The sequence below is a fragment of the Seohaeicola saemankumensis genome (assembly GCF_042678485.1).
Classification (GTDB): Bacteria; Pseudomonadota; Alphaproteobacteria; order Rhodobacterales; family Rhodobacteraceae; genus Seohaeicola; species Seohaeicola saemankumensis.
Map to the genome: position 1 here is coordinate 76,553 of NZ_JBHTKR010000001.1, position 20,104 is coordinate 96,656.

General features: G+C 65.7%; 16 protein-coding genes. 9 read left to right on the forward strand and 7 right to left on the reverse strand.

The annotated features are described in order from the left end of the window. Window positions 1-25 precede the first annotated feature (25 nt). From ACFQ3C_RS00375 to ACFQ3C_RS00385, 3 genes are read right to left on the reverse strand one after another with little or no spacing between them, the layout of a single operon-like run. Window positions 26-2,407: a xanthine dehydrogenase family protein molybdopterin-binding subunit gene (locus tag ACFQ3C_RS00375; RefSeq protein WP_380788078.1), complete on the reverse strand. Its 2,382-nt coding sequence runs from the start codon at window positions 2,405-2,407 to the stop codon at window positions 26-28. Beyond that, window positions 2,404-2,904 carry a (2Fe-2S)-binding protein gene (locus tag ACFQ3C_RS00380; protein ID WP_380788080.1) on the reverse strand — a complete coding sequence of 167 codons (501 nt, stop codon included), beginning with the start codon at window positions 2,902-2,904 and terminating at the stop codon, window positions 2,404-2,406. Before ACFQ3C_RS00380 ends, ACFQ3C_RS00375 begins: the two co-directional genes overlap by 4 nt. Beyond that, complete coding sequence (locus ACFQ3C_RS00385; protein WP_380788082.1) at window positions 2,901-3,734, reverse strand: FAD binding domain-containing protein; 834 nt, start codon at window positions 3,732-3,734, stop codon at window positions 2,901-2,903. The genes ACFQ3C_RS00380 and ACFQ3C_RS00385 overlap by 4 nt, the downstream gene beginning before the upstream one ends. A gap of 133 nt (window positions 3,735-3,867) precedes the next feature. Between ACFQ3C_RS00385 and ACFQ3C_RS00390 the strand changes: the two genes are divergently transcribed. After that, the gene (locus tag ACFQ3C_RS00390; protein WP_380788084.1) at window positions 3,868-4,497 is read left to right on the forward strand and encodes a TetR/AcrR family transcriptional regulator; all 630 of its coding nucleotides are present in this window, start codon (window positions 3,868-3,870) and stop codon (window positions 4,495-4,497) included. Window positions 4,498-4,568: 71 nt separating this feature from the next. Here ACFQ3C_RS00390 and ACFQ3C_RS00395 read toward each other — a convergent pair whose 3' ends face one another. Both ACFQ3C_RS00395 and ACFQ3C_RS00400 read right to left on the reverse strand, forming a co-directional pair. Further along, entirely contained in the window at window positions 4,569-6,596 is a 2,028-nt protein-coding gene (locus tag ACFQ3C_RS00395) for an OmpA family protein (RefSeq protein WP_380788086.1), read from the reverse strand. A gap of 230 nt (window positions 6,597-6,826) precedes the next feature. Further along, window positions 6,827-7,360, reverse strand: coding sequence for an isochorismatase family protein (locus ACFQ3C_RS00400; RefSeq protein ID WP_380788088.1), 534 nt, complete (start codon window positions 7,358-7,360; stop codon window positions 6,827-6,829). Between the two features lie 212 nt (window positions 7,361-7,572). On the opposite strand from ACFQ3C_RS00400, the gene ACFQ3C_RS00405 reads away from it, so the two are divergent. The 4 genes from ACFQ3C_RS00405 to ACFQ3C_RS00420 are packed head-to-tail and all read left to right on the forward strand — an operon-like array spanning window position 7,573 to window position 11,598. After that, entirely contained in the window at window positions 7,573-8,247 is a 675-nt protein-coding gene (locus tag ACFQ3C_RS00405) for a paraquat-inducible protein A (protein WP_380788090.1), read from the forward strand. Next, window positions 8,244-8,909, forward strand: a complete 666-nt coding sequence (locus tag ACFQ3C_RS00410; protein ID WP_380788092.1) for a paraquat-inducible protein A — start codon at window positions 8,244-8,246, stop codon at window positions 8,907-8,909. Before ACFQ3C_RS00405 ends, ACFQ3C_RS00410 begins: the two co-directional genes overlap by 4 nt. Next, window positions 8,906-11,026, forward strand: coding sequence for an MlaD family protein (locus ACFQ3C_RS00415; protein ID WP_380788094.1), 2,121 nt, complete (start codon window positions 8,906-8,908; stop codon window positions 11,024-11,026). Before ACFQ3C_RS00410 ends, ACFQ3C_RS00415 begins: the two co-directional genes overlap by 4 nt. Window positions 11,027-11,028: 2 nt before the next feature. Further along, on the forward strand, window positions 11,029-11,598 hold the full coding sequence (locus tag ACFQ3C_RS00420; RefSeq protein WP_380788096.1) for a PqiC family protein: 570 nt from the start codon (window positions 11,029-11,031) through the stop codon (window positions 11,596-11,598). Between the two features lie 17 nt (window positions 11,599-11,615). On the opposite strand, the gene ACFQ3C_RS00425 is transcribed toward ACFQ3C_RS00420, so the two are convergent. Both ACFQ3C_RS00425 and ACFQ3C_RS00430 read right to left on the reverse strand, forming a co-directional pair. Beyond that, window positions 11,616-13,922 carry a penicillin acylase family protein gene (locus tag ACFQ3C_RS00425; protein ID WP_380788097.1) on the reverse strand — a complete coding sequence of 769 codons (2,307 nt, stop codon included), beginning with the start codon at window positions 13,920-13,922 and terminating at the stop codon, window positions 11,616-11,618. Between the two features lie 23 nt (window positions 13,923-13,945). Beyond that, the gene (locus tag ACFQ3C_RS00430) at window positions 13,946-14,758 is read right to left on the reverse strand and encodes an IclR family transcriptional regulator (protein WP_380788098.1); all 813 of its coding nucleotides are present in this window, start codon (window positions 14,756-14,758) and stop codon (window positions 13,946-13,948) included. Window positions 14,759-14,926: 168 nt separating this feature from the next. Between ACFQ3C_RS00430 and ACFQ3C_RS00435 the strand changes: the two genes are divergently transcribed. The 4 genes from ACFQ3C_RS00435 (at window position 14,927) to ACFQ3C_RS00450 (ending at window position 20,103) form a co-directional block, all read left to right on the forward strand. Next, entirely contained in the window at window positions 14,927-16,462 is a 1,536-nt protein-coding gene (locus ACFQ3C_RS00435) for a M81 family metallopeptidase (protein WP_380788100.1), read from the forward strand. A gap of 81 nt (window positions 16,463-16,543) precedes the next feature. Beyond that, window positions 16,544-18,151 carry an ABC transporter substrate-binding protein gene (locus tag ACFQ3C_RS00440; RefSeq protein WP_380788101.1) on the forward strand — a complete coding sequence of 536 codons (1,608 nt, stop codon included), beginning with the start codon at window positions 16,544-16,546 and terminating at the stop codon, window positions 18,149-18,151. A 123-nt stretch (window positions 18,152-18,274) separates the two neighbouring features. Beyond that, window positions 18,275-19,219 carry an ABC transporter permease gene (locus tag ACFQ3C_RS00445; RefSeq protein ID WP_380788103.1) on the forward strand — a complete coding sequence of 315 codons (945 nt, stop codon included), beginning with the start codon at window positions 18,275-18,277 and terminating at the stop codon, window positions 19,217-19,219. Next, entirely contained in the window at window positions 19,219-20,103 is an 885-nt protein-coding gene (locus tag ACFQ3C_RS00450; protein WP_380788105.1) for an ABC transporter permease, read from the forward strand. Before ACFQ3C_RS00445 ends, ACFQ3C_RS00450 begins: the two co-directional genes overlap by 1 nt. Window position 20,104 lies beyond the last annotated feature (1 nt).

Sequence of the window (20,104 nt, forward strand, 5' to 3'; positions counted from 1 at the left end):
GCCTCCTCTGCGGTGCGCGGTTTCGTCAGTCTTCGATATGTCCCATCGCGCGCAGGATGCGCTCCGGGGTAAAGGGCATGGCGGTGACCTGCGCCCCCATCGGGCGCAGCGCGTCGTTGATCGCGTTCATCACGGCGGCGGGGGCACCGGCGGTGCCCGCCTCGCCTGCGCCCTTGGCGCCAAGGGTGCTTTCCATCGTGGGGGTTTCCACATGGCCCACGATCATGTCGGGCATCTCGGCCGCCATCGGCACAAGGTAGTCGGCCATCGACCCGTTCAGAAGCTGGCCATCCGCATCATAGTGGATTTCCTCGTAAAGCGCGCCACCCAGACCCTGGACGATGCCACCCCGGATCTGTTCGTCGACCAGTTGCGGGTTGATGATGCGCCCGCAATCCTCGACGCACCAGTGTTTCAGCAGCTTCACCTCGCCGGTGCCGGTATCAACCTCAAGGTAACTGGCCTGCACCCCGTTGGTGAAGGCAAAAGGATAGTCCGAGGTGATGAAATGCCGGGTCTGCACAAGTTCGCGCGGCAGGCCCTTGGGCAGGGTGTCGCCCCGGAAATAGACGATACGGCCCAGTTCCGCCAATGGCATCCGCGCCTCGCCGGTCGTGCTGTCCACCACCTGACCGTCCCGAATGTCCAGCGCGTCAGCAGGCGATTGCAGCATCGCGCCCGCCACCTCGAGGATCGACGCCTTCAGCGCCAGCGCCGATTGCAGCGCCGCCTCGCCGCCGATGCCCGCCCCGCGTGACGCCCAGGTGCCGCCGCCATAGGGGGTCACCTGCGTGTCGCCGGTGATCACGCGCACGCGGGCAGGGGCCACGCCCACGCCTTCGGCCACGATCTGCGCCAGCATCGCCTCGGTCCCCTGGCCCTGTTCGGTCACACCCGACAGCGCCACGATGGACCCGTCCGGGTCCATCCGCACGGTGCAGCCATCCTGCGCCGAGATCCGCGCACCGCCGATTCCGTACATGAACGGGGACGGGTTGGTCAGTTCGATGAAACTGGCGATCCCGATGCCGCGGTGAATGCCCTTTTTACGCAATTCCGCCTGTTCGGCGCGCAGTGCGTCGTAATCCATCAGCTCCAGCAGCTTGTTCAGGCTGGCGTGATGCGACAGCCCTTCGAACCGCATCTTGGCGGGGGATGTGACGGGATAGGCGTCATCGGCATAAAGATTGCGGCGCCGGATCTCGACCGGGTCCATGCCGATGGCGGCGGCGGCCATGTCCACCAGCCCTTCGGTAACTGCCACGGCGATGGGATGGCCCACCGCGCGATACTGGCAGGTCGGTGTCTTGTTCTGGAACACGACCGAGGTTTGCGCGCGGTAATTGGCGAAATCATAGGGCCCGCCGCACAGGTTCACGACCTGATTACCCTCGATCGCGGATGTGCGCGGATAGACCGAATAGGCGCCGATCGCGGTCCAGTCATCGATATCCATGGCAAGGATCTTGCCGTCCTTGTCCACAGCGATCCGGCCCCCGATCTCGTGGTCGCGGGCGTGAATGTCGGTGGTGAAACTTTCCAGCCGGTCCGCCACGAACTTGATCGGGCGCGCCATGATCCTGGCAATCGCCGCCGTCGCCACCTCGTCGGGGTAGACATGCACCTTGATGCCATAGGATCCGCCCACATCGTCGCAGATCACCCGCACACGGCCTTCGGGCAGGTCCAGATGCTTGGCGAAGACCGTCTGCATCATATGCGGGGCCTGCGTGGCGTGCCATGCGGTCATCTGCCCCTCGGCGGGGTTCCAGTCCACCAGGATCGAGCGCGGCTCGAGCGTCACGCCGGTATGGCGCGCGGTCTTGAAACGCGCCTCGACGACCTTGTGGGCGCTGGCGAAAGCCGCCTCTACGTCGCCTTCCTCATGCAGGCGGCGGAAGGCCAGGTTGTCGCCCATGTCGGGATGCAGAACAGGGGTTGCGGCGTCCAGCGCTGTCATCATGTCGGTCACGGCGGGCAGGGGATCGTAATCCACCTCGACCAGCGCCGCGGCCTCTTCGGCTGCCGCGCGGGATGTCGCGACGACGGCCACTACAGGCTCGCCCACCCAGCAGGCGCGGTCCACCGCCAAAGCGTGCTGCGGCGGCGATTTCAGCCCTTTGAGATGCGCCAGAACAGCGACCCATGGCGTGCAGACCTCTGCGATCTGTGCGCCCGTGAAGATGCGAAGTACACCCTTCACCGCGGCCGCCTCGGCCGTGTCGATGGCGCCGATCCTCGCATGGGCATGGGGGCTACGGACAAAGACCACATGCGCCATGCGCGGCAGCACGATATCGTCCACATATTTGCCACGGCCCTGCACCAGGCGCGGCGCGTTGGGGCGCGGCACGGTCTTGCCGATATAGCTGTTGGGGCGGTCCGGATTGCCAAAGGAAATGGTCATGCTGCCCCCTTTCCGGCACGTGCCTGCGCCACGGTCTCGACCGCGTCGATGATCGCCTCATAGCCGGTGCAGCGGCAGTAATTGCCCGATAGATGCTCGCGGATCGTGGCCCGGTCCGGCACGCCACCTATGTCCAGCAATTCCTTGATCGAGGCCAGCATCCCCGGCGTGCAATAGCCGCATTGCAGCGCGTTGCGCGCCACGAAAGCCTCTTGCAGGTCTCGGATCACGCCCTGTTCGGTCAGCCCTTCGAGGGTCCAGACCTCGGCCCCGTCGGCTTGTGCGGCCAGCATCAGGCAGCCGCGCACGGCCTGGCCGTCAACCTGGATCGTGCAGGCGCCACAAACGCCATGTTCGCACCCCGCATGGGTGCCGGTCAGCCCCAGATCAAGACGCAGGAAATCGACAAGGTGGCGGCCCGCGGGCACGCGCGCCTCGACCGGTTCACCGTTCACGGTCAGGGCGATGTCGATACGGTCGCGAAACGCCTCGGTCATGCGGTCTCTCCCTCTAGCTGGTGCAGGGCGCGGGGCAGCAGCACACCGGCCAGATGGCGGCGATAGGCGGCGCTGGCCTGGGTGTCGCTGGGTGGATCGAGTTCGTCGCGCAGCGCCTGCACGGCCCCGGCGTGATCGCCGGCATCCAGCCGCGACATCGCAGCCACCGCCAGAACCGGGCGCGGCCCGACGCTAAAGGCCGACAGGCGGTGGCCTGCGGCGCGTTTGACAAGGCACAGCCCCGCCAGCGCGTAATCGCCCGACCGCCGCGCGGTTTCGATCAGCACATGGCGTTCGCCAGCTTCGGCCAGGGGCAGGGTGATGGCTGTCAGGATCTCGCCCGGCGCGATCGCGGTTTCGAAGATATCGACAAAGAAATCATCGGCTGCGACGCTGCGTGCGCCATCGGGGCCTTGCAGATGCATCGTGCCGCCAAGCGCCAGCACACAGGCGGGAAATTCGGCGGCGGGGTCGGCATGGGCCAGAGAGCCGCCGATCGTGCCACGGTTGCGAATGGCGGCGTGTGCGATGTGATGCACCGCCTGCACCAGCAAGGGCGCGTGCCGGGCCACCAAAGGATCAGTGCCGATTTCCGCATGACGGGTCAGGGCGCCGATCCGCAGGCTGTCCCCCTCGGTGGTCACCCCGCGCAGGGCCTCGATCCGAGAGATGTCCACCAGCATGTCGCCGGTGCTCAGCCGCATGTTCATCGCCGCGATCAGGCTTTGCCCGCCCGCCAGCACGCGGCCCATCCCGTCAGCCTCGGCCAACAGGTCCAGCGCGTGCGCAACATCCCTTGCCCGGGCATAGCCGCCCGCCAAAGCCTTCATGCTGAATCCTCCCTCCAGGCGCCCGCTCCTCCGGGCTTGTTGATCAGTTGATCAACCCTATTGATCGAATGATCTATAAATCGCATAGTTTTGCAAGTGGAATCTTCGCGCGCTTTGAGAGTAAGGCTGTTTGATGGATCAGACCTCTTCCGATATCACCGCCGCAGAGCCGGTCGAGCGCCGCCGCCTTCCGCCCGAAGAGCGTCGTCGCCAGATCGTCGAAGGCGCGGTGACGTTCTTTGCCGATGTGGGGCTTGAGGGGAAAACCCGTGATCTGGCCAAGCGGCTGGGGATCACGCAATCGCTGTTGTTCAACTATTTCGCCAACAAGGCCGAAATCATCGAGGCGGTTTACGCGCATGTCTATCTGGACCGTCTGTCCGATGACTGGCCGCGCCGCCTGACCGATCGGTCGGTGCCGCTGCGCGACCGGCTGCTGACATTCTATACTGAATACAGCCAGTTGATCTTCGAATATGAATGGATGCGGATCTTCATGTTCTCCGGTCTGGCCGGGGCCGAGCTGAACCGGCGTTATCTGCATCACATGGGCACGGTCATCCTGCATCCGCTGCTGGACGAGATCCGCGCCGCCGCCCCCAGCCCCGTCGATCCGCAGATGGAGGATATCTGGAACCTGCATGGCGGCATCGTCTATATCGGCATCCGCCGCCATATCTACCAGGTGCCCACGCCCGACGACCCGTCCGAGGCGATTGCCCATGCGGTGGACCGTTTCCTCGGATCGTTTGGCGTGGCCTGAGCCTTGGCAGACGTCAAAAGACCCGCCACTGCGGACGGGTCTTTCATTGTTTGACCGATCGGCGGGACGCTTCAGCGCGGGGCGATCAGGCTGGTGATCCGGCGCACGGCGACGCGACGGTTCAGCCGTTCCGCCTCCAGCGTCGGGATCTTCAGGAACCTTTCGCCATAGCCCTGCACCACCATGTTCTCGGGCGGCACGTCGAAATATTCCGTCAGTGCCAGCGCCACGCTTTCGGCGCGACGGTCCGACAGCAGCAGGTTCATCGCCGCACTGCCCACCGCATCGGTATAGCCCTCGACCAGGAAGATCTCGCGCGGGTTGTCGCGGATCATCTGGCGCATCAGCAGGCCGATTTCGCGCAACTGTTCGGCCTCGGTTGGCTGGATCGCCGCCGAGCCCGAGCGGAAGGTGATATCCTCAAGGCTGATTTCCGGAGCCAGTTCGCGGACCTCGACGATCTCGCGCACCTGGCGCAGGCTGAAGTTGCGGCCAAGATCGCGCGCCTCGGCGGCGCGCAGGGCGGCGCGAAGGGCATCGCTGTCGGTCCGGTCGCCGACTGTCAACTGGCGTTGCGGCGCCGGCGGCAGGATGGCGGTATTGACCGGCGCCACCTGCGTGATGTCGTCGATCAGCAGGGTCTCCCGGCCCAGCGTATCGACAACAGACCGGCGCAGCACGCGGCCGGACGCATCGCGGATGGTGACCACGCGCGAGCCATCGTCGCGGGTGACGCTAGTGGTGCTGGACCCGTCATCGAAGCGTCGAGTCTCGACCGTCGAGCCCGGCTGCCGGATCAGCGCATCATCGTCCTTTAGGACCTGGAAGCGGCCCGAATTATCCTCGACGATCACGCGGTCGCCGGACGTCGCGGCAACACGCTGGCCGTTCTTCATGATGGCGCCCACGGCCAGCGCGCCAAGTGCCAGCAGCCCGGCCTTTTCAAGGTTCGACAGCCCGTTGCTTTCAGCGCGCGGCGCCTCGGCGCTGCGGTTGACGGGGGCTGCGAATTCCTGATCGCTGCTGCGGGTCTCTTCGGCGGTCACCACTTCGGTGCTGACTTCGCCGGCAGGGGCCTGCGTTTCGCTGTCTGTCGTGGCCGTTACAGCCGCAAGTTCCTGCGTTTCGGTCTGTTCGGCAATGATCTCGGCATCCTTGAGGGCAGAGGCTTCGGCCTCTTGCGCCTCTGTTGCCAGTGCCTCTGCCTGTGCGGCAGCTTCTGCTTCGGCTTGTGCGGCCTTGTCGGCCTCTGCCTGTGCGGCAGCTTCTGCTTCGGCTTGCGCGGTCTTGTCGGCCTCTGCCTGTGCTGCGGCTTCTGCTTCGGCTTGTGCGGCCTTGTCGGCCTCTGCCTGTGCTGCGGCTTCGGCTTCCGCCTGCGCGGCCTTGTCGGCCTCTGCCTGTGCTGCGGCTTCGGCTTCCGCCTGCGCGGCCTTGTCGGCCTCTGCCTGTGCTGTGGCTTCGGCTTCCGCCTGCGCGGTCTTGTCGGCCTCTGCCTGTGCGGCAGCTTCGGCTTCCGCCTGCGCGGCCTTGTCGGCCTCTGCCTGTGCTGCGGCTTCGGCTTCGGCTTGTGCGGTCTTGTCGGCCTCTGCCTGTGCTGCGGCTTCGGCTTCGGCTTGCGCTGCCTTGTCGGCCTCTGCCTGTGCGGCAGCTTCGGCTTGCGCAGCGGCTTCGGCCTCTGCCTGCGCGGCAGCTTCGGCTTCCGCTTGCGCCACACGCGCCGCCTCAGCCTCAGCCGCTTCGCGTTCGGCGGTTTCGATGGCCGCGCTCAGCAGTCCGATCCGGTCTTCCAGCGTCAAGGCCGCTGTTTCAGCGTCCTCGGCGGGCCGGTCCGCGGCCTCGGCCAGACCGTTCTGCAAAAGCGCTTCAAGCTCTGCGCGCATCATGCCGATGTCGCAGCGCGCGGTATCGACCGCACCTGCGGTAAAGCAGGTTGGCGCTGCCGTTTGTGCAAGATAAATGCGCTCTTTTGCCCAAAAATCGGATTTTTGTTGTGCAAAACTCGCCTCTGGCGCACGTATCTGCGACATTGCTGGGTAAGGCTGTATGAGCGAGATCGCCAGTATGCTGGCTGTGGTGGTTTTCAGTGCTCTGCGTGTCATGTGCTTGCCCTTGTACTGGCCCGGTTGCGGGCGTCGGTCCGCATCAACGCGTTGCCGATCATGGATGATGTGATCATGAAACGCGGCAAACGGAAGATGGATTGCGTCACAAGGCTGTGTATACAGCGGTTCGCGGCCAGAAGCGGCTGTTTCCCGCCGAAATCGCGAGGGCTGGCTGCTTTCCGCCGGTCCTTGCATGGTGCCCTGCCCCGGCAGGCCGCGTCACGCGATTATTTGATCAGGGGCATCAAAGCCTTGAAGGCGGGATTCGCGGCGCTGCCCAGCCATTCGAAAAGGACCATCTCGGTCGTCACGATATCGGCCCCGTGTGCGCGCATCCGGTCCAGTCCGGCGGTGCGGTTGGCCTCGGTGCGTGATCCGGTGGCGTCGGCCACAACATGCACCGTGCGCCCCGCTGCACGCAGGGCAAGGACCGTTTGCAGCACGCAGACATGGGCCTCGCAGCCGCAGACCACCAGTGCGACATCACCGCCCAGCCGGGTGGCAATGGCCGGATCGCGCAGGCTGTCAAAGGTCATCTTGGGCAGCGCCTCGCCCGGCGCGATCTCCAGCTCGGGGATCGTGGCCCCCAAGCGCGCGGGGTTCTGTTCGGTCACATGGCGGGGCAGGCCAAGCATCTGCGCCGCCTTGATCAGCCGTGCGGTGTTTCCGATGCGGATCGCGGCCTGGTCGATGGCTGGCATCAGGCGGGCCTGAACATCAATCACCAGCAATGCGGATCGGGCGGGGTCAATGAGTGGCATGGCGGTCCTGTCAGGTGGATCGGTGCAGTCTGCCTGCCGCAGCCGCCCGTGAAAACCCCCGATCGTGTTCGCAACACCCCGCGAGAGGGCCCGCAGGCGGCCTGGCGCGCAAATCCCCCGCCCTTTAAACCCCCGCCCCTAGAACCACCGCCCCGTCACATTCGCGTCAGTGCCGCCTTGCATCTGTCGCGCGCGACCTAGAAGATATGGTGATGACGCACGCCACAGAGCAGATGAGCACCACCGATCGTCGGGACAGCCTTGCCGGGCTGGATCCGTCGCAGCTGATTGCCTGCCCGACCTGCGACGCGTTGCAGGTCGATCGCCCCGTTCCGGCGGGTGTGCGGGCGCGCTGTCATCGGTGCGGCACGATCTTGATGGCGCCGCGCGAGGGGGCCATGACGCGGATCGTGATGCTGGCCGCAACGGCGCTGGTTCTGATGGTGGCGGCGGTGTTCTTTCCGTTTCTCGAACTCAGTGCCGGCGGAATGGTGCGCCAGTCGTCGCTGCTGGATGCGGTTCTGGCCTTCTCGTCCGGGCTGCTGTTGCCGCTGACCTTCGTGGTGGCGGCCTTGATCATCGTGCTGCCCGTGGTGCGCCTGGCCAGCATCCTTTACGCGCTGGCGCCGATGGCACTGGGCTGGCACAGGGCGCGGCATGGCGTTGCCGCCTTTCGGTTGGCGCAGGCGCTGCGCCCCTGGGCGATGGCCGAGATCTTCATCGTCGGTGTGGCGGTGGCGCTGGTCAAGGTGGCCGGGCTGGCACGCCTGGGCATTGGCCCGGCCTTCTGGACCTTTGCGGCCCTTGTTCTGGTGACGGTGCTGAACGACAACTACATGTGCCGCCTGACCGTCTGGAAAACCCTCGAGGAGCGGCGGCGCCCATGACACCCCCGCACAGCAACGATGGCGCGCAGATCCTGACCGCGCGGCAGGCCGGGCTTGTGGGATGCCACAGCTGCGGACGCGTGCATCCGATGGGCACGGCCCGTTGCGGTCGCTGTGGCGCGCCATTGCACAGTCGCATGCCGGGCAGCCTGCAAAAGGTCTGGGCCTGGCTTTTTGCCGGTATGGTCGTCTACGTACCCGCCAATATCTACCCGATGCTGCTGACCACCAGTTTTGGCCGCACGACGGAAAACACGATCATCGGCGGTGTTGTGGAACTGATGCATTACGGGTCTTACGGCGTGGCGCTGATCGTGTTCGTGGCCAGCGTGCTGATCCCGGTCGGCAAATTCCTGGCCATCGGCTATCTTGCGCTGGTCGTGGATCCCCGCAGCCGTCTTGGCGGCCGCCTGCGCCAGGGGCAGGATCTGCACAGGCGCCAGCACCTGTTCGAGGTTGTCGAATTCATCGGGCGCTGGTCGATGATCGACGTCTTCGTGGTGGCCATTCTCTCCGCATTGGTGCAACTGGACTTCGCAGCAACAATCAACCCCGGAATTGCGGCTGTCAGTTTCTCGCTGTCTGTCGCCTTCACCATGCTGGCGGCCTTGAGTTTCGATCCCCGTCTTATCTGGGACGCAGAACAGGACAAGATTTCATGAGTACCGACAATACCACCCCGACATCGGGCCAGACACCGGGCCAGACACCGGGCCAGATGCGGATCGATCCGCCGAAACGGTCGTTCTGGCGCAACCTGTCGCTGATCTGGCTGGTGCCGATCCTGGCTCTGGTGGTGTCGCTGGGCATCGCGTGGCAGACCTATGCCGCGCGCGGCGTGTCGATCGAGATTTCCTTTCTCAACGCCTCGGGGGTCAGGCCCGGAGAGACCACGATCCGCTATCGCGACGTGGTAATCGGCACGGTCGAGGAGGTGCGCTTTACCCCTGATCTGGCACGGGTGCTGGTCACGGCCTCGGTCGACCGCGAGGTGGCCGATACGCTGCCAGACGATGCACAGTTCTGGGTAGTGCAGCCCGAGGTCAGCGCCCGCGGTATCACGGGGCTGTCGACGGTGCTGTCAGGCGTCTATATCGAAACCTCCTTCACGCCCGTGGCCGACGTTGAGGCCCGCGTCTTTACCGGCATGGACAGCGCGCCCTTGATCCGCGAGGGCCAGAAAGGTACGCGGATCACCCTGCGTACCCGGGATGCCAACAGGATCTCCGCGGGTGCGCCGATCCTGTTTCACGGAATCGAAGTCGGCCATATCGAGACCCCGCGCCTGATCCTGTCGAGTGACAGCGTGGTGTTCGACGCCTTCATCATGGCGCCCCATGATCGCCGCCTGACCACGGCGACGCGGTTCTGGGATACATCGGGTTTCACGGTGTCGCTGGGGACGGGCGGGCTGTCGCTGGACGTGGGCAACCTGGCGGCGCTGGTCACGGGGGGCATTGCCTTCGATACGATCTTTTCGGGCGGAGCGCCGTTGAACCCCGGTTATATCTTTGACCTCTTCCCGGACGAGACCGCAGCCCGCCAGAGCCTGTTCACCGGGGTCGGCGCCAACGCGGTCGAGATGGTGATCGAGTTTGACGGATCGGTGAACGGTCTGGCCGTCGGATCGCCCGTCCGTTTCCGTGGCCTGCGCGTGGGCGAGGTGCGGGCGATCGGCGCGGTGCTGGTTGATCGGGGCAGCCCGCGCGGGGTGCGCCTGCGCACCACGATCGCGCTGGACCCGCAGGCCCTGGGCCTGCCGGCCGAGGCCGGTCCAGAGGCCACGGTCGCGTTCCTGCGCGAGGCGGTGGATCAGGGGCTGCGCGCGCAGCTTGCGACATCAAGCCTGTTCACGGCGTCCCTGGTGATCGAACTGGCCGAACTGCCTGACGCCACGCCCGCCACGCTCGAGCAGCGCGAGGATGGCATGATCGTCCTGCCTTCGGTCAAATCGGAACTGCCGGATTTCACTGCAACGGCCGAAGGCGTGCTGGAGCGGATCAATGCGCTGCCGGTCGAGGATCTGATGAACCAGGCGATCACGCTTATGGCTTCGATCGAGGCGGTCGTGTCCTCGGACGGGACGCGGCAGGCCCCGGATGCGGCGCTGGCGCTGATCGAGGATATCCGCGCCCTTGTGGGTGGCGAAGATACCCAGGCGCTGCCGGGCGAGCTGCGCGGCGGTCTGGCCGAAGTGCGCGGCATGGTCGAGGAATTGCGCCTGCGCGGCGCGATCGACAAGCTGGTGACGGTGCTGGAAAGCGCCGACACGATTGCCGCGAATACCGCCACCGCCTCGGGTGAGATCCCGGCGCTGGTCGCGGATATCAGGGGGCTTGTCGCGCGCGCAAGCGGTGTCGAGATCGAGACGCTGGCTGCCGCCGCGACCCGCCTGGTCGAAAGCACGGACCGGCTGATCGGTTCCGACGAGATGCGCGCGCTGCCGCCCGCGCTTGCCAGTGCCCTGGCCGAGGTCAGCCAGGTCCTTGCGGCCCTGCGCGAAGGCGAGGCGGTCGAGAACGTGAACCGCACGTTGGCCTCGACCCGGTCCGCCGCCGAATCCGTGGCCCAGGCGATGCAAAGCCTGCCGGAACTGTCGCAACGGCTGGAGCGGCTGGTCGCGCAGGCGGACGGGCTGATTGCGGCCTATGGCGCAAGGTCCGATTTCAACACCGAGGCCATGCAGGTGATGCGCGAGTTCCGCGACACGGCCCGCGCGGTCACGCAGCTGGCCCGCGCCATCGAACGCAACCCGAATTCCCTTCTGATCGGACGTTAACCATGAAAAGCCGTTTTTCCCTTCCCATCGCATTGACCCTGACCCTGGCGCTGGCCGCCTGTGGCGATACCGCCGCGCGTTACCTGGTGGAACCCGCACCCGTTGCGGAACCCGTCCCGCTGCGTCTGGCCAGCCTTGAGCTGCGCGATGTGGTCCTGCCCGCCTATGCCGAGGGCAGCGAGATCCTGCAGCAGGAACAGGATGGCGCGCTGCGCCCGGTGGCCGGTTCGGAATGGGCCGACAGTTCGGCCCGTGCGGTCACGGCAGCCCTGGCGCGCAGCCTTGATCTGCAAACCACGGCATCGGTGGCGGCGGAACCCTGGCCGCTGTCCGAACCGGCTGCGGGCCGTCTCGATGTGCGGATCGACGCGATGGTCGCCCGTGCCGACGGGACCTTCCAGATTGCCGGACAATATGCCGTGGCCAGCTTTGATGGCCGCGCCCGCGAGGTGCTAGAACGTTTCGACATCCGCGTGCCCCTGACCGCCCAGGGGCCCGCCGCGATCGCCGCGGCGCAGGGCCAGGCGATCGACCAGCTGGCCGGGCAGATCGTGGCGCGGTTGCGCCGCTAAGTCCGCAAAGCGTCCGGTCAGCCGGGCAAAAGGGTGATCGTCTCGACCGTGACGGCCTCCACCGCCGCTGCGGAATAGGCCAGCGGGACGTATTCGCCCGCCGCCCAGAGCGGCGCAAGATCGGCCAAATGCGGGCTGTCCTGCATCCCTGATTGCCCCGGCGCATTGATCCAGACACTTGCGTCCCAGTCGCCCAGGTCGATCACCATCCGCACGCTGGCCCCGATGCGGACCCGGTAGTCCGACGCCTCGTGATGCGCCAGCATGATCGAGGTATTGCCGCCGCCCTTTGGCCAGGGACCAAGGTCGAAGCTGGTCCCCAGCGGCGTCAGCGCATGATCGAACCAGCCATGATGCAGATCGCCCCAGCGCCAGGCCGTGGGATCCGTGCCGAAGCGCCCTGTCACATCGGCCAGTGCCGACGTCAGCGTGTCGCGCAGCAGCGCGTCCTGCGCACCGGGCGCATCCAGCCCCGCGCGGGCCGCCAGCGCGGGATGCTTGCCTTCCAGCAATTCGGTCACCACCGGGACGTTACCCGGCACAAGAAAGCGCCGCAGATCGGGATCGGGCGCGACCCGGTCCAGCAGGGCGGGACGCAGATGCGAGGATAGCCAGACCTCGTAAAGCAGGGCAGGGGCCGATTCCACCTCTGACCGTCCATCCCAGAGCGCCAGCAGATCGCGCCCCGGCGCGTCCTGCGGCAAAAGCGCGATCAGCCGCGCGGCAAAGGGTGATCCTGTGTCGGTCTGAAGTGCGGTTGACGATGCCAGGTCGTGATCGTCCCGCGCGCCCAGGGCGGCGGCGATCCTTGCGGCGCGCTGATCCATGAACCATTCATGCCCGATGGCGGGGCCGGCCTGCGCGGCAGGTGGCAGGTTCATCTCGTTGGCGGAATGCACGAAACCCTGCGCGGGATTGTCCAGCCGGGGCAGGGTGCTGGCGGTCAGGAACCCCTGCCATTCGAACCGCCCGTCACCGGCCACGGGCACCAGGCCGCGCCAGCCATCGCGGATCGGTACATAGCCCGCCGCCTGCCAGCCGAAATCGCCGGTCACATCGGCATAGACCAGATTGACCGAAGGCGCGCCCCATGTGTCCACCGCAGTCTTGAACCCTTCCCATGTGGTCGCGCGCATGGACTTGAGGCTGGCCATATAGGGGGCGGTGCCCGGCTCGGTGAAAACGGTCCGCAACGCCAGCGCGCGGCCCGGTTCTTCCCACACGACAGGGCCATGGCGGGTAAAGCGCAGATCAAGCCGTTGGTCGGGGTGGCCCCTGACCGCGAAAACCTCGGTCACGGTCTGCATCTTCTCCCACCCATCGCAATGGCGATAGCGGGTGGGCGCATCGGGGGCGGTGTCATAGACCATGACATCTTCCTGATCCGCGCAGAAGATGGTCAGGCTGAAGGCCGCATGCCCGTTATGCCCCGCCATGATGCCCGGGGTTGACGGCTCTCCCGCGCCGATGATGTCGATGCCGGGGGCTGTCAGATGCACCATGTAGCGCAAGCTTGGCGCCGCATGCGCCCGGTGCGGGTCGCTGGCCATGATCGCCCGCCCCGATGCGGTGCGCGCGCCCGATACGACCCAGTTGTTCGACCCTTCCATGCTGGGGGCCTGCACCACGGTCTTGCGCGGATCGACGCGGGACCAGCGCGCGGCCTGATCCAGACCTGCGGCCAGACGGTCGGGCGAAAAGGTCACCGGCGCGGTCGCCAGTTCAAACACCGCCAGCGCATGGGCGGGAAGGCCCGCGCCCGCATTCACCGCCCATTCGGACGCTGGAACGGCTGGGTTCAGCGGCACGCGCAACAGGTCCGTGTCAGGATCGGCCAGCGCCAGCACCTGCGCGCGCGCCAGTTCCGAGGCCGCGTTGCGCGTCAGGCAATGGGTGCGGATGCGTACCACATCATCGGCCGCCCAATGCGCGGGCTGGGTGCCAAGGGCCGCGAATTCCGCGGGCAGCGGCATCTTGCCCGCCAGGATCTGATCGACGCAGGCATTGATGCCCGCCGCGAAGGCCGTGCAGATCATCTGCGCGTCATCGCCATAGGCGGCCCATTCCGGCGCCATGTCACCGCGATACAGAAACAGTCGCGCCGCGCGATCCTGCATCAGGTAGCCGGGGCCGAAATCCGCCGCCAGCAGCCCCAGCCCGCGCTTGCGCCACAGGTCGATCTGCCACAGCCGGTCGCGCGCCGCGTTGAAGCCCTGGGCAAAGAACAGGTCATGCAGCCCTTCGGCGCGGATATGGGCCAGACCCCAGCGGTCGATCTTCAGCGTGGCGGCGGCGGCAAGGCCGGGCAGGTGGTATGTGGTCATGTTCTGGGGCTCCGGTCGTCTGGTCAGATCTGGCTGATGGCGCGCGCCGCTTCCAGCGCAAGGGGGGCAACGCGGGTGCTGAAATCCTCTGGCGTCCATTCGGCCAGTGACCCGGCCACATGGATCGCGGCGACGGGGCGCCCCTGGGGACCTGTGACCGCAACGCCGATGGCCACTTCGCCCAGCAATATCTGCTCGACCGCGATGCTGTAGCCGCGCGCGCGTGTCTCGCCGATCTCGGTGATGATCGCGTCGGGATCGGTCAGGGTGCGCGGCGTGAAGGGCGTACGATCCGACGCCTCGATGATCTCGCGCGCCTCTGGTTCGGGCAGGCGGGCCATGATGGCCCAGCCGCCGGACGAGCAGAAGGTCGGCACGCTATGGCCCACCAGCGTGGCATAGAATGTCTCGCGTTTGCTTTGCATCCGTGCCGCATAGACCACGCGCTGCCCGTCAAAAAGCGACAGGTCGACCCTTTCGCGCACGTTGCGCCGCAACTCCAGCAGCACAGGCGTGGCGCGCTGGATCAGCGGGTTAAGCCGCAGAAAATCCAGCGTGTGATCCAGCAGGCGGATGCCGGGCAGAAAGCCGCGATCCTCATCGTCGCGGCGGATATAGCCAAGGCTGCGCAGGGTGTGGACGATTCGCTGTGCGGCGCTGCGATCCACCCCGGCGCGGCTTGCGATTTCGGCCAGCGACAGGGGCCGGTCGGCGTGGTGGAATGCCGCCAGAACCTGCATCGCGCGCGCGATCGAATTGGTAAATAACGGGTCCGCGCGCTGTTCGTCGCTTAAATATCGAACACCGGATTCGGCGCGGAGCGTGTTTCGTGTCATCTTGTCAGCGACTCCGGTTGACTTCGGGGCAAGCACGGTTCTACGCTCAATTTACGATGCAAGCATATCGCCTGGCAATACACTAACTGCTTTACGTTTCTTGTCGGGCAGGGCCTTGGCAGGTGGGGCGCGATGGATCGCCATGGAACGACGGGGGACCCTGGACAGATGACAAGACGTGTGGCGCTGGCGGGTTTCCTGCACGAAACCAACACATTCGCGCCCAGTCCTGCAGACATGGCCTGCTTTGTGCAGGGCGGTGGCTATATGCCGATGGCGCGTGGTCCTGCGCTGATGACGGCGGGGCGTGACATCAATCTGGGGATCGGCGGCGCCGTTGCACATGGCGAGGCTGCGGGATGGGGCATGGTGCCGATCCTGTGGTGCGGTGCGATCCCCTCGGCGCATGTCACGCGTGACGCCTATGACCGGATCACGGCCGAAATCGTCGATGGCATCCGTGCGGCAGGGCCGCTGGACGGCGTGTTTCTGGATCTGCACGGGGCGATGGTGGCCGAACATGAGGATGACGGCGAAGGCGCGCTGATCGCAAGGGTGCGGGATGTCGTGGGCCCCGATGTGCCGATCGTCGCGGCGCTGGACCTGCATGGCAACATCACCGCGAAAATGGTCGAGGCCGCCGATGCGCTGGTGGGGTTTCGCACCTATCCGCATGTGGACATGGCCGAGACGGGGCGCCGGGCCGCGATGCAGCTGGATGCGCTGATGGCGCGCGGCAAGCCCTTTGCCAAGGCGTTCCGGCGCATGGATTTCCTGATCCCGATCGCATGGCAGAGCACGGTGATGGAACCCGCGGCCGGCATCTATGCCCGCATGGCCGCGCTTGAAGGTGGCGATGTCGCGACAGTGTCCTTTTTCCCCGGCTTTCCGGCCGCGGATTTCCCCGAATGCGGGCCGACGGTCGTGGCCTATGGTGCGACGCAGGCGGCCGCAGATGCTGCGGCGGATGCCGTTGCGGCCGATGTGAACCGGGCCGAGCCTGCCTTTGCAGGCCAAGCCTTCGATCCCGACGCGGGCGTGGCCGCGGCAATTCGCATCGCCGCCACCGCCACGAAACCCGTCGTGATCGCCGATACGCAGGACAATCCCGGCGCGGGTGGCGACAGCAACACAACCGGCATGTTGCGCGCCCTCGTGCGCGCCGGCGCCAAGCGCGCCGCGACCGGCATCATCGTCGATCCGGCCGCCGCCGCTGCCGCCCATGCCGCGGGGCAGGGGGCGCAGATCGACATCGCGCTGGGCGGATTTTCGGGTATTCCCGGTGACAGCCCGTTTCAGGCGCTTTTCACCGTCGAAACCCTGTCGGATGGCAAATTCATCGCCTCCGGTCCCTATTATGGCGGCGCGCAGCTGGATCTGGGGCCCTCGGCCTGCCTGCGGATCGGTGACGTGCGCGTGGTCGTATCCACCTACAAGGCGCAGATGGCTGATCAACAGATGTACCGTTTCGTGGGCATAGAGCCTACCAAACAGGCAATCCTGGTCAACAAGAGCTCGGTTCACTTCCGCGCGGATTTCCAGCCGATCGCCGAAACGATACTGGTGTGCACAGCGCCCGGCCCCATGCCGATCAGCCCGGCCAGCCTGCCGTGGACGCGTCTGGCGCCGGGCATGAAGCTGGAGCCGCTTGGGGCGCGCTGGTGTGCGACCCCGACCCCCGAACCAAGCCTTGAGGAGAGCTGAGCAACGATTTCACCCTTGTGTACCCGTCACAGAAACAGGGGCACATGACCACCACCCGAACTGCAACAGAGAGAGAAAAAAATGACACTTCAAAGTTTCCGTTCAAAGGGCGCCACCCGCGTCCGCAGCCTGATGGCAGGGGCGCTGATGGCCTCGACCGCGCTGGCCGGTGCCGGCGCCGCCTGGGCCGAGACCACGATCACGGCCGTGATGCATTCCGGCCTGCGCGTGCTGGATCCGGTGATCACCACCGCGCATATCACCCGCAACCATGCCTATATGATCTATGACGTACTGGTGGCCGTTGACGGCGAATTCAAGCCGCAGCCGCAGATGGCCGACTGGACCGTGTCCGATGACGGGCTGGTCTATACGTTCACCCTGCGCGACGGCCTGAAGTTCCATGACGGCACACCGGTGACGATGGCCGATGCCGAAGCCTCGCTCAAGCGTTGGGCGACCAAGGATTCCGGCGGCCAGATCATCATGGACAAGACCGCCAGCCTGACCGCGACCGATGACAAGACGCTGGTCTGGACCCTGAACGAACCCTTCGCCCCGCTGCTGGACACGCTGGGCAAGCAATCGGCGCTGCCGCCCTTCATCATGCCCGCGCGCGTGGCAGCCACCCCGGCCGATACCGCGATCACCGAGCATGTGGGCTCTGGCCCCTTCCGCTTCGTCGAGGCCGAATTCCAGCCCGGCGTCAGCGTTACCTACATCAAGAACGAGGATTACGTTCCCCGCGCCGAGCCTGCCGACAACATGGCCGGCGGCAAGGTCGTGAACGTGGACAAGGTCGTCTGGTCGACGATGCCCGACGCCTCGACCGCGATCAACGCGCTTCTGGGGAACGAGATCGACTACATCGAATCCGTGCAGGTCGACCTGCTGCCGCTGCTGGAAGGCGATCCCGACGTGGTCTTTGAAAAGCGCGAACCGCTGGGCTATCAGACCATCGGCCGGATGAACTTCAAGCATCCGCCCTTCGACAACGTCAAGGTCCGCCAGGCCGCCATGAAGGCGCTGGATCAGCAGGCGATCCTGGCCGCGCTGGTGGGTAACCCCGATTACTATTCGATCTGCGGCGCGATCTTCGGTTGCGGCACCCCGCTGGCCGACACGAGCGGGTCGGAAAGCCTGACCTCGGGTGGCGATCTGGAAGCGGCCAAGGCCCTGCTGGCCGAGGCCGGTTACGATGGCACGCCGATCGTCCTGATGGCGCCGACCGACGTGGTGGCGCTGGCGGCACAGCCGGTCGTGGCATCCCAGGCGCTGCGTAATGCAGGCTTCAACGTCGACATGCAGCCGATGGACTGGCAGACGCTGGTGACCCGCCGCGCCAGCCAGAACGCACCCGCCGATGGTGGCTGGAACATCTTCTTCACCAACTGGCTGGTGCCGGAAATCTCCAGCCCGCTGGTGTCGCCGATGCTGAACGGCCGTGGCGACTCGGCCTGGTTCGGCTGGCCGGACGATGCGGTTGTCGAAGGTCTGAAGGCCGACTTCATCGCCGCCAAGACGCTGGAAGAACAGCAGGCCGTGGCCAAGAAGATCCAGATGCACAACATGGAGCAGGTTCTCTATGTGCCGGTTGGTCAGTACGCCCTGCCGCAGGCGCGTCGCGCCACCATCACCGACATGCTGCCCTCGCCGGTGCCGGTGTTCTGGAACGTCAAGAAAGAGTGACCTTCCCGGTCTGACCAAACCCGGCGCGCCACGCGCGCGCCGGGTTCTTCTGCCCGCAGGCTCTGCACATCCGGGTCCTGCGAAACTGACCTGTCTCTTATCCGCCGAAAGGGTTCCCCCCCGATGCTGGGTTACATCCTCCGACGCATCCTGGCGATCATTCCCGTCATGCTGATCGTCGCGATCTTCGTTTTCCTTCTGCTGCGCCTGACGCCTGGCGATCCGGCCGCGATCATCGCGGGCGACATGGCCACGCCCGAGCAGCTTGAACGCATCCGCGAGGCCATGGGCCTGAACAAGCCCTTGCTGACGCAGTTCTTCACCTGGATGGGCAGCCTGTTGCAGGGCGATCTTGGGACATCGCTGATCTCGGGGACGCCGGTCACCACGATGATCGGGCAGCGTATCTTTCCGACGATCAACATGGCGCTGCTGACCATCGTGATCGCGGTCGCCATCGCCGTCCCGATGGGCGTGCTGGCGGCATGGCGGCACCGGTCCTGGGTCGATTATGCGGTCATGAGCTTTTCGGTGATGGGCTTTTCGGTGCCGGTCTTCGTGATCGGCTACCTGTTCATCCTGGTCTTTTCGATCTCGCTGGGCTGGCTGCCGGTGCAGGGCTATGCCTCGCCGACCGAGAAGGGTTTTGCCGAGTTTCTGTATCGCGCGATCCTGCCATCGCTGACGCTTGCCACGATCTATATCGCGCTGATTGCGCGGATGACGCGCGCCTCGATGCTCGAAGTGCTTGGCGAGGATTATATCCGCACCGCTCGCGCCAAGGGCGTCAAGGAAAGCCGCGTGCTGTTCCGCCATGCGCTACGCAATGCCGCCGTTCCGATCCTGACCGTGATCGGCACCGGTTTCGCGCTGCTGATTTCGGGCGTGGTGGTGACCGAAAGCGTGTTCAACATCCCCGGTATCGGCCGCCTGACCGTCGATGCGATCCTGGCGCGCGACTATCCGGTGATCCAGGCGATGATCCTGATCACCAGTGCCACCTATGTCGTGGTCAACCTGATCATCGACATCTCCTATACCGTCTTTGACCCGAGGATCCGTTACTGATGTCCCATTACGCGCCCCCGTCCTCGGCCTTGCAATCGGTGCTGCGGCTTTTCTCGATCCCGTCGCTGGCCAAACTGGGTGCCGGCCCGATGATCGCCGCCGCCGTTCTGGTGATGATCGTGATCGTCACGTTGCTGTCGCCCTGGCTGGCCCCGTTCGATCCGCTGGAAATGAACCCGATGAACCGCCTGCAAGGGCCAAGCGACGCCAATATGCTGGGCACCGACCCTTTCGGACGCGACATCTATTCGCGCGTGCTGATCGGCGGGCGGGTGTCGTTGCTGATCGGGATCGGCGCCGCCATCGTGTCGGTCTTCATCGGTCTGATCATCGGTCTGGTGGCCGGGTTTTTCCGGCTGGCCGATACGATCATCATGCGGATCATGGACAGTCTGATGGCGATCCCGTCGATCCTGCTGGCCATCGCGCTGGTGGCCTTGAACGGCCCGTCGATCACCTCGGTGATCATGGCGATCACGATCCCGGAAATCCCCCGCGTGGTGCGGCTTGTCCGCTCGGTCGTGCTGACCGCGCGTGAAGAACCCTATGTCGAGGCGGCGATCGCCCTGGGCTCTTCCATGCCCAAGATCCTGTTCCAGCACCTGATGCCCAACACGATGGCGCCGCTGATCGTGCAGGGCACCTATATCCTGGCCTCGGCCATCCTGACCGAGGCGATCCTGTCCTTCCTGGGTGCGGGTGTCTCGACCGAGATCCCGACCTGGGGGAACATCATGGCCGAAGGGCGGCAATATTTCCGCGTGAAGCCTGAACTGATCCTGTGGCCCGGCCTGATGCTGTCGCTGTGCATCCTGTCGATCAACCTGCTGGGCGATACCGCGCGCGACATGCTGGACCCGCGCCTGAAGAAACGGGGGGAATAAG

Excerpts from the sequence above, each read along its gene's own strand:
- ACFQ3C_RS00375 (WP_380788078.1), bottom strand. The coding sequence starts at position 2,407 with ATGACCATTTCCTTTGGCAATCCGGACCGCCCCAACAGCTATATCGGC.
- ACFQ3C_RS00380 (WP_380788080.1), bottom strand. The coding sequence starts at position 2,904 with ATGACCGAGGCGTTTCGCGACCGTATCGACATCGCCCTGACCGTGAAC.
- ACFQ3C_RS00385 (WP_380788082.1), bottom strand. The coding sequence starts at position 3,734 with ATGAAGGCTTTGGCGGGCGGCTATGCCCGGGCAAGGGATGTTGCGCAC.
- ACFQ3C_RS00390 (WP_380788084.1), top strand. The coding sequence starts at position 3,868 with ATGGATCAGACCTCTTCCGATATCACCGCCGCAGAGCCGGTCGAGCGC.
- ACFQ3C_RS00395 (WP_380788086.1), bottom strand. The coding sequence starts at position 6,596 with ATGACACGCAGAGCACTGAAAACCACCACAGCCAGCATACTGGCGATC.
- ACFQ3C_RS00400 (WP_380788088.1), bottom strand. The coding sequence starts at position 7,360 with ATGCCACTCATTGACCCCGCCCGATCCGCATTGCTGGTGATTGATGTT.
- ACFQ3C_RS00405 (WP_380788090.1), top strand. The coding sequence starts at position 7,573 with ATGACGCACGCCACAGAGCAGATGAGCACCACCGATCGTCGGGACAGC.
- ACFQ3C_RS00410 (WP_380788092.1), top strand. The coding sequence starts at position 8,244 with ATGACACCCCCGCACAGCAACGATGGCGCGCAGATCCTGACCGCGCGG.
- ACFQ3C_RS00415 (WP_380788094.1), top strand. The coding sequence starts at position 8,906 with ATGAGTACCGACAATACCACCCCGACATCGGGCCAGACACCGGGCCAG.
- ACFQ3C_RS00420 (WP_380788096.1), top strand. The coding sequence starts at position 11,029 with ATGAAAAGCCGTTTTTCCCTTCCCATCGCATTGACCCTGACCCTGGCG.
- ACFQ3C_RS00425 (WP_380788097.1), bottom strand. The coding sequence starts at position 13,922 with ATGACCACATACCACCTGCCCGGCCTTGCCGCCGCCGCCACGCTGAAG.
- ACFQ3C_RS00430 (WP_380788098.1), bottom strand. The coding sequence starts at position 14,758 with ATGACACGAAACACGCTCCGCGCCGAATCCGGTGTTCGATATTTAAGC.
- ACFQ3C_RS00435 (WP_380788100.1), top strand. The coding sequence starts at position 14,927 with ATGACAAGACGTGTGGCGCTGGCGGGTTTCCTGCACGAAACCAACACA.
- ACFQ3C_RS00440 (WP_380788101.1), top strand. The coding sequence starts at position 16,544 with ATGACACTTCAAAGTTTCCGTTCAAAGGGCGCCACCCGCGTCCGCAGC.
- ACFQ3C_RS00445 (WP_380788103.1), top strand. The coding sequence starts at position 18,275 with ATGCTGGGTTACATCCTCCGACGCATCCTGGCGATCATTCCCGTCATG.
- ACFQ3C_RS00450 (WP_380788105.1), top strand. The coding sequence starts at position 19,219 with ATGTCCCATTACGCGCCCCCGTCCTCGGCCTTGCAATCGGTGCTGCGG.